We start from the raw sequence: 7,523 nt of genomic DNA, 5'->3' as shown, positions 1-7,523 counted from the left end.
GAGCAATTCGGCCGCACCATCGCCACCTTCCAGGCCGTCAAGCACCACTGCGCCAACATGCTGGTGGCCGCCGAGTCGGCGGTCGCCTGCGTGTGGGACGCCGCCCGCGCCGCCGGGGAGGACGAGCAGCAGTTCCACCTGATCGCCGCGGCCGCCGCCACGCTGGCCTTCCCGGCCTACGTCCGCAACGCCGAACTCAACATCCAGGTGCACGGCGGCATCGGGTTCACCTGGGAGCACGACGCGCACCTGCACCTGCGGCGGGCGCTGACGGTGCAGTCGCTGCTGGGCGGGGACGCACCGGCCACCGACCTGTTCACCCTGACCGCCTCCGGACTCCAGCGCGCCAACACCCTCGACCTGCCGCCGGAGGCCGAGGGGATGCGCGCCGAGATCCGCGCCGAGGCAGGGCGCATCGCCGCACTCGACGCCGACGCCCAACTCGACGAGCTCATCGCGACGGGCTACCTCATGCCGCACTGGCCCAGGCCGTGGGGACGGGCCGCCGGAGCCGTCGAGCAACTCCTGGTCGAGGAGGAGTTCGCCACCGCCGGCGTCAAACGCCCGGACTACGGCATCACCGGGTGGGTGATCCTCACCCTGATCCAGCATGGAACCGCCTCGCAGATCGAACGTTTCGTGGAGAAGGCGCTGCGCAGGGACGAGATCTGGTGCCAGCTGTTCTCCGAGCCGTCCGCCGGATCGGATGCGGCCGCGGTGAAGACCAAAGCCACCCGCGTCGACGGCGGCTGGATCATCAACGGCCAGAAGGTGTGGACCTCCGGCGCGCACTACGCGCGGCGTGGATTAGCCACCGTCCGAACGGATTTCGACGGCCCCAAGCATGCCGGAATCACCATGGTGATCCTGGACATGAAAGCCCCGGGCGTGGAGGTTCGGCCGCTGCGCCAGATCACCGGCGGCAAGGAATTCAACGAGGTGTTCCTCAGTGACGTCTTCGTCCCCGATGAGGACGTCGTGGGGGAACCCAACGCCGGCTGGACGGTGGCGCGCGCCACCCTGGGCAACGAGCGGGTGAGCATCGGCGGGGGAGCCGGCGGGATCGCCCCGGCGACGGCGTGGCTGGTCGACCTGGCCGGGCGCCACGGCGACCGGATGGCCGGCTCGGTTCAACGGGTGGGCCGGTTCATCGCCGACGACCATGGGCTGCGCCTGCTCAACCTGCGCCGCGCCGCCCGGAGTGTCTCCGGCGCCGGACCCGGCCCGGAAGGCAACATCACCAAACTGAAACTGGCCGAGCACTTCGGCGAGCAGGGCGCGATCGCCGCGGCGCTGGTCGGCCCGGAGTTGGCGCTGGATGACGGCGAGGCGGCACTGGCCGCCCGAGCCGCCATGGGCGCGCGCGGGATGGCCATCGCCGGCGGCACCTCGGAGGTGGCCCGCAACCAGATCGCCGAGCGCATCCTCGGCATGCCCCGCGACCCGCTGATCAAGTAGGACGGCCATGACCGACGTCGAGATACGGGTCCAGGGTTCGCATTCGGTGAAGTTGCCACCCGAGCAGGCCACGGTGCACGGCTCGGTGCGAGCCGACGGTCCCGACCCCGAACCGGTGGTACGACTGGTCGCCGCCGTCCTCTCCGACGTTACGGCATCGCTGGCGTCCCGGCACGACGCCGACCGGGGGCCGGTGACCAGGTACGCCGTCGAGCAGATCCGCAAGAACGCCTACCGCCCGTACAACCAGGACGGGGCTCAGTTGCCGACGGTCCATGCCGCCGCGGCCTCGTTCACCGCGACCTTCACCGACTTCGACGAGCTGGGCGCCTGGGCCACCCGGGCGGCCGGCCTGGGCGGGGTCGAGGTCGGACACATCAGCTGGACCCTGACCGACGACCGGCAACGGGCGGTGGAACGCGACGCCCGCCAGGAGGCGGTCCGCGACGCCAGGCGGCGCGCCCAGGACTACGCCGACGCCCTGGACCTCGGGCCGGTGCAGGTCCGCACCGTCGGTGACCCCGGGCTGTCCGGCCCGGGTGAGCCAAGGGCGAAACTCGCCCGCGCCATGGCCGACGCGTCCGGCCCGGGTGCGGAGATCACCCTGAGACCCGACGACGTCGAGGTCAGTGCCTACGTGGAGGCGACGTTCACCGCCACCCGCTGATCAGGTAGGTCCTCGCCGGCCCCGCCGCGACCACCGATCCTCACTCGGCCCGAGGATTTTTCGGCCGGTTCCGTGATAAACCGGCTGAAACGGTGAACTTGTAGGACTGGTATTACGTGATGGCGCTGCCGGGCGGTCGGAACTATCTCGCGGTCGGCGATGTGGCGGCCATGGGATGGCGGCGGTCGAGGACATGGCGCAGTTACGCGGCGCCGGACGCGCCTTCGCCCACCAGGGGTTTGAGCCCGGCGCCCTGCTCGCTGCGGTCAACGACTTCTCCGCTGCGGTGATCCGCGGCGACTTCGCCACGTCGGGGGTCGCCGTCTACCACGGCCCGGCCCGCGCGCTGTCCTACAGCTCGGCCGGACACCCGCCGGCGCTCGTCGCGCCGCCGCGCGAGGACGATGTCTGCCTAGTGGTCGTGCGGTTCGGCGAAGGCGCGTAGCCAGTCCAGCCAGGCGGCCATGCCCTCGCCGGTGCGGGCGCTCACCGGCAGCACCACCGCCGTCGGGTTGACCTCGCGGACCCGCGCGACGTAGGCGCCGACGTCGGCGTCCAGGTACGGCACCAGGTCGATCTTGTTGAGCAGCACCAGGTCCACCGACCGGAACATCACCGGATACTTCAGCGGTTTGTCCTCACCCTCGGTGACCGAGTAGACCATCGCCTTGGCGTGCTCGCCGACGTCGAACTCCGCCGGGCACACCAGGTTTCCGACGTTCTCGACGATCACCAGGTCCAGCGCGGGCAGGTCCAGTCCGTGCAGGGCGCGGTGCACCATCGGGGCGTCCAGATGGCACTCCCCGCCGAAACCGTCGCTGGTGTTCAGCAGTGAGATCTGCGCGCCCCGGCCGTCGAGCTTCGCGGCGTCGAGGTCGGTGGCGATATCACCCTCGACGATACCCACGGCGAACTCCCCGGCCAGCGCGTCCAGGGTGGCCGCCAGGATGGTGGTCTTGCCCGAGCCCGGTGAGCTCATCAGGTTCAGCGCGCGAATCCCGTTGTCGGCGAACATCGTCCGGTTGACTGCGGCCCGGTCGTCGTTCTCGGCGAAGATCGACTCCAGCACCTCGATGCGCTCGGATCCGGTGGCGTACCCGCTGTGGTCGCCGTGGTCGTGCTCGTGGTCGTGCTCGTGGTCGTCCACGCCGTCGGCCTGGTCGTGGCTGTGGACGGTGCCGTCGTCGTGGCGGTGGAAGCGACCCATTGCGAACCCCTTCTTAGGTGACGTCGACGGAGGTCACCAGGAACTCCTCGCCCCGGATCACCGACACGTCGGCGCTGCGGCAGTGCGGGCAGTACACCGACCAACGGGACTCGATGCGGGACTGCCGGCCGCAGGCGCGGCAGTCGACCTCGGCGGGGACCAGCTCCAACACCAACTCCGCCCCGGGCATGTCGGCGTGGTCGCGCACCAGGGTCCAGCAGAACGACAGGGTGTCGGGCACCACCTGGCGCAGGGCGCCCACCTGAACCCGCACCACGTCGACGCGACGGCCTGCGGCGTGGGGTTTGACCACCCCGGCGATCGCCTGGCACAGCGACAACTCGTGCATCAAAACAACCCTACGACTAGCGTGGCTTGTGTGACGGTTCGGGTTCATCTCGACATCACCGGCGTGGTGCAGGGCGTGGGTTTCCGCCCGGCTGTGGCGCGGATCGCCGCGGAGTTCGGCCTGGGCGGCTGGGTCTACAACGACGCCGGGTCGGTGCACTGCGAGTTCGAGGGACCGCGGACCGAGGTCGACGCCGCCGTCTCCGCACTGCGGCGCCGGCCGCCGCCGATGGCCCGGATCGACGCGCTCACATCGGTGCCCGTCGCCCCCTGCGGCGCCGACGAATTCCGGATCGTCGAGAGCCGGGCCGGGGACAGTTCCCGGACCCTGGTGCCCCCGGACATCGCCGCCTGCGCGGACTGTCTGCGGGAGATGCGGGATCCCGCCGACCGGCGCTACCGGCACCCGTTCATCACCTGCACCAACTGCGGCCCGCGTTACACGGTCATCACCGACCTGCCCTACGACCGGCCGGCGACCACGATGGCCGGCTTCCCGATGTGCGGCGCCTGCGCCGCCGAGTACTCCGACCCCGCCGACCGTCGCTACCACGCCCAGACCATCGCCTGCGGTGACTGCGGGCCTCGGCTGTCGGGGTCGCCGGACGCGGCCGCCGACGCACTGCTGGCCGGCGGGATCGTCGCGGTCAAGGGGATCGGCGGTTTCCATCTGGCCTGCCGCGCCGACGACGCGGCGGTGGTGAACCTGCTGCGGCAGCGGAAGAACCGCCCCGCAAAGCCTTTCGCGGTGATGGTGGCCGACCTCGAGGCCGCCCGGGGGATCGCCGAGATCGACGAGGCGGCGGCCGCCGCACTGGCCGGCCCGGCGGCGCCGATCGTTCTGGTCCCGCGCCGCCCGGGCGCCACCGGGGTCGCTGACGCGGTCGCCCCGGGCCTGGCCGACCTCGGGGTGATGCTGGCCTACTCGCCGGTGCACCACCTGCTCTTCGACCGACTGGGTCCGCTCCCGCTGGTGATGACCTCGGCCAACCGGGGCGGGTCGCCGATCGTCTACCGCGACGCGGATCTGCACTGGATCGACGGCCTGGCCGACGCCGTGCTGACCCACGACCGCCCGATCCACGTGCCGTGCGAGGACTCCGTGGTCACCCTGGACGACCGGCGCTCCGAGGTCCCGGTGCGGCGGTCCCGCGGGTACGCCCCGCTGCCGGTCTCGGTGCCGGCCGCCGACACCCCGGTGGTGCTGGCCTGCGGCGGGGACCTCAAGACCACGTTCTGCCTGATGGGGTCCGACGGCCGGGCCCACATGTCGGCCCACCTCGGTGACATGGCCGACCTCCGCACCCAGCGCTGCTTCGAGGACGCCCTGGACCACCTGGCGTTCATGACCGACCGCAGGCCCGAACTGATCGCCTGCGACGCCCATCCCCGCTACGCCACCACCGCCTGGGCGCACCGGTCCGGCCGGCCGGTGATCGCCGTGCAGCACCACCACGCCCACGCCGTCTCGCTGCTGGCAGACCACCACCGCCTGGGCACACCGATCGTCGCCGTCACCTACGACGGCACCGGCTACGGCACCGACGGCACCATCTGGGGCGGGGAGTTGCTGACCGTCACCGACCCGGCGGAGTTCACCCGGTCCGGGCACCTGCTGCCCTTCGCCCTGCCCGGCGGCGACGGCGCGGTGCGCCAACCCGCCCGCATCGCCCTGGACCTGCTGGCCCGGGCCGGTGTCGAGTGGAGCCCCGACCTGCCACCGGTCGCCGCGGTCGGCGAGGTGGGGTTGGGCGTGCTGCGCCGGCAGATTCCGCGCGGGGTGGGGTGCGTGCCGACGTCGAGCATGGGACGGCTGTTCGACGCCGTCGCCAGCCTGCTCGGGATCTGCCAGCAGGTCAGCTACGAAGGCCAGGCCGCGGTCGAACTCGAGCACCTGGCCCGGCGCGGCCGGCCGGTCGCCGTCGACTTCGCGGTCACCGGTGGTCTGCTCGATCCCGCGCCGCTGATCGCCGCTCTGGCGCAGGGCGTCCGGGACGGCGCGGAACCCGCCGACCTCGCGTGCGGATTCCACCACGCGGTCATCCGGGCGACCGCCCGGGCGGCGGCGCACTGCGCCGGCGACGCGGGCATCCGGACGATCGGTCTGACCGGCGGCGTTTTCGCCAATCGGATACTGCTGCAGGGTCTTCGCAGAACTCTTAGGCAAACCGGTCACGAGGTGCTCACTCACCGTATCGTTCCCTGTAACGACGGCGGTCTGGCGCTGGGACAGGCCACCATCGCCGCCGCGATCAGGGCAAGGGATAGGACGAGGGAAAGGAACGGCCTATGTGCCTCGGAATCCCCGGCAAGGTGATCGAGATCTGGGAGGAGTCCGGCACCCGGATGTCGACTGTCGACTTCGGCGGCACCACCAAGTCCGTCTGCCTGGCCTACCTGCCGGACATGGAGATCGGCGAGTACACCATCGTGCACGCCGGCTTCGCCATCACCCGCCTCGACGAGGCGTCGGCGAACGAGACCCTGAAGATGTTCGCCGACCTCGGGATCCTCGAGGAGGAACTCGGCGCATGAAGTACCTCGACGAGTTCCGCGACCCGGCCGCCGCCAAGGCCCTGGTCGAGAACATCCGTCGAACCGCCACCCGGAACTGGACGGTGATGGAGGTCTGCGGCGGCCAGACCCACTCCATCATCCGCAACGGGATCGACCAGTTGCTCGACGGTGCGGTGGAGTTCATCCACGGGCCCGGCTGCCCGGTCTGCGTCACACCGCTGGAGATGATCGACCGCGCCCTGGAGATCGCCGCCCGCGACGACGTCGTCTTCTGCTCGTTCGGCGACATGCTGCGGGTGCCCGGGTCCAGCCGGGACCTGTTCAGTGTGCGCGCCCGCGGCGGCGACGTCCGGATCGTCTACTCCCCGCTGGACGCCACCCGCGTCGCCGCGGAGAACCCGGACAAGCAGGTGGTGTTCTTCGGCGTCGGATTCGAGACCACCGCCCCGGCCAACGCCATGGCGGTGCTGCACGCCAAGCGCCTCGGCCTGACCAACTTCTCGATCCTGGTGTCCCACGTGCTGGTGCCGCCGGCGATGACGGCCATCCTCTCTTCGCCGACCAACCGGGTGCAGGGCTTCCTGGCCGCCGGGCATGTCTGCACCGTGATGGGCACCGGGGAGTACGGCCCGCTGGTGGGCAAGTACGGCGTCCCGATCGTGGTGACCGGCTTCGAACCGCTGGATCTGCTCGAGGGCGTGCGGCAGGTGGTCGAACTCCTGGAGGCGGGCACCCCGGAACTGCGCAACGCCTACCCGCGCGCGGTGACCGCGGCCGGCAACACCGTCGCGAGGGAGGCGCTGGCCGACGTCTTCGTCGTCACCGACCGGCAGTGGCGGGGCATCGGGATGATCCCGCGGTCGGGCTGGACGCTGTCGCCGCGGTACGCCGAGTTCGACGCCGAGCTCAGGTTCGGGGTGGGTGAGCTGCGCGTTTCGGAGTCCGCGGAATGCCGCAGCGGTGAGGTGCTCCAGGGCCTGCTCAAGCCCAACCAGTGCCCGGCGTTCGGGAAGACCTGCACGCCGCGAACCCCGCTGGGCGCCACCATGGTCTCCAGCGAGGGCGCGTGCGCGGCCTACTACCAGTTCCGGCGGCTCGAGGCCAGTGTCTGATCCGTCGAATTGGGTCTGCCCGTTGCCGCTGCGCGACACCAGGCGCATCGTCCTCGGCCACGGCGGCGGCGGGATCCTGTCCGAGGAACTCGTCGAGAACCTCTTCCTGCCGGCCTTCGGTTCGGCCGGCGGCCCGTCGCGGGACTCCGCCGTGCTGGCCAACCCGGGCGGCCGGATCGCGCTGACCACCGACTCCTACGTCGTCAACCCGCTG

The 7,523-nt window shown here is 71.2% G+C and carries 8 protein-coding genes and 1 pseudogene; 7 read left to right on the top strand and 2 right to left on the bottom strand.

The window, feature by feature from the left end; translation table 11 throughout:
* The 3 genes from ADBZ5U_RS13235 to ADBZ5U_RS13225 all read left to right on the top strand — a co-directional run.
* Positions 1–1,458 (top strand): acyl-CoA dehydrogenase family protein (locus tag ADBZ5U_RS13235; RefSeq protein WP_526810904.1); only part of this gene is annotated, 1,458 nt, incomplete at its 5' end.
* A gap of 7 nt (positions 1,459–1,465) precedes the next feature.
* Positions 1,466–2,125: an SIMPL domain-containing protein gene (locus ADBZ5U_RS13230; RefSeq protein ID WP_526810903.1), complete on the top strand. Its 660-nt coding sequence runs from the start codon at positions 1,466–1,468 to the stop codon at positions 2,123–2,125.
* Between the two features lie 175 nt (positions 2,126–2,300).
* Positions 2,301–2,570 (top strand): SpoIIE family protein phosphatase, encoded by a 270-nt coding sequence (locus ADBZ5U_RS13225; RefSeq protein WP_526810901.1) that lies wholly within the window; start codon positions 2,301–2,303, stop codon positions 2,568–2,570.
* On the opposite strand, the gene hypB is transcribed toward ADBZ5U_RS13225, so the two are convergent.
* Positions 2,538–3,332: a hydrogenase nickel incorporation protein HypB gene (gene hypB, locus ADBZ5U_RS13220; RefSeq protein ID WP_526810900.1), complete on the bottom strand. Its 795-nt coding sequence runs from the start codon at positions 3,330–3,332 to the stop codon at positions 2,538–2,540. The genes ADBZ5U_RS13225 and hypB overlap by 33 nt on opposite strands.
* 13 nt (positions 3,333–3,345) lie before the next feature.
* Entirely contained in the window at positions 3,346–3,681 is a 336-nt protein-coding gene (locus tag ADBZ5U_RS13215) for a hydrogenase maturation nickel metallochaperone HypA/HybF (protein WP_526810898.1), read from the bottom strand.
* A 30-nt stretch (positions 3,682–3,711) separates the two neighbouring features.
* Here ADBZ5U_RS13215 and hypF point away from each other — a divergent pair, with 30 nt between their 5' ends.
* From hypF to ADBZ5U_RS13195, 4 genes and pseudogenes are all read left to right on the top strand, one after another.
* Positions 3,712–5,997: a carbamoyltransferase HypF gene (gene hypF, locus ADBZ5U_RS13210; protein ID WP_526810896.1), complete on the top strand. Its 2,286-nt coding sequence runs from the start codon at positions 3,712–3,714 to the stop codon at positions 5,995–5,997.
* Positions 5,970–6,215: a HypC/HybG/HupF family hydrogenase formation chaperone gene (locus tag ADBZ5U_RS13205; RefSeq protein WP_526810894.1), complete on the top strand. Its 246-nt coding sequence runs from the start codon at positions 5,970–5,972 to the stop codon at positions 6,213–6,215. The genes hypF and ADBZ5U_RS13205 overlap by 28 nt, the downstream gene beginning before the upstream one ends.
* Positions 6,212–7,309, top strand: coding sequence for a hydrogenase formation protein HypD (gene hypD / locus ADBZ5U_RS13200; RefSeq protein WP_526810892.1), 1,098 nt, complete (start codon positions 6,212–6,214; stop codon positions 7,307–7,309). The genes ADBZ5U_RS13205 and hypD overlap by 4 nt, the downstream gene beginning before the upstream one ends.
* A pseudogene (locus ADBZ5U_RS13195) lies at positions 7,302–7,523 on the top strand (hydrogenase expression/formation protein HypE); the annotation flags it as partial. The gene hypD and the pseudogene ADBZ5U_RS13195, both read left to right, overlap by 8 nt.

Source organism: Mycobacterium sp., from assembly GCF_040398885.1.
Lineage (GTDB): Bacteria > Actinomycetota > Actinomycetes > Mycobacteriales > Mycobacteriaceae > Mycobacterium.
The sequence above is the reverse complement of the archived record's forward strand: the minus strand, read 5'-3'. Positions and strand labels throughout refer to the sequence as shown.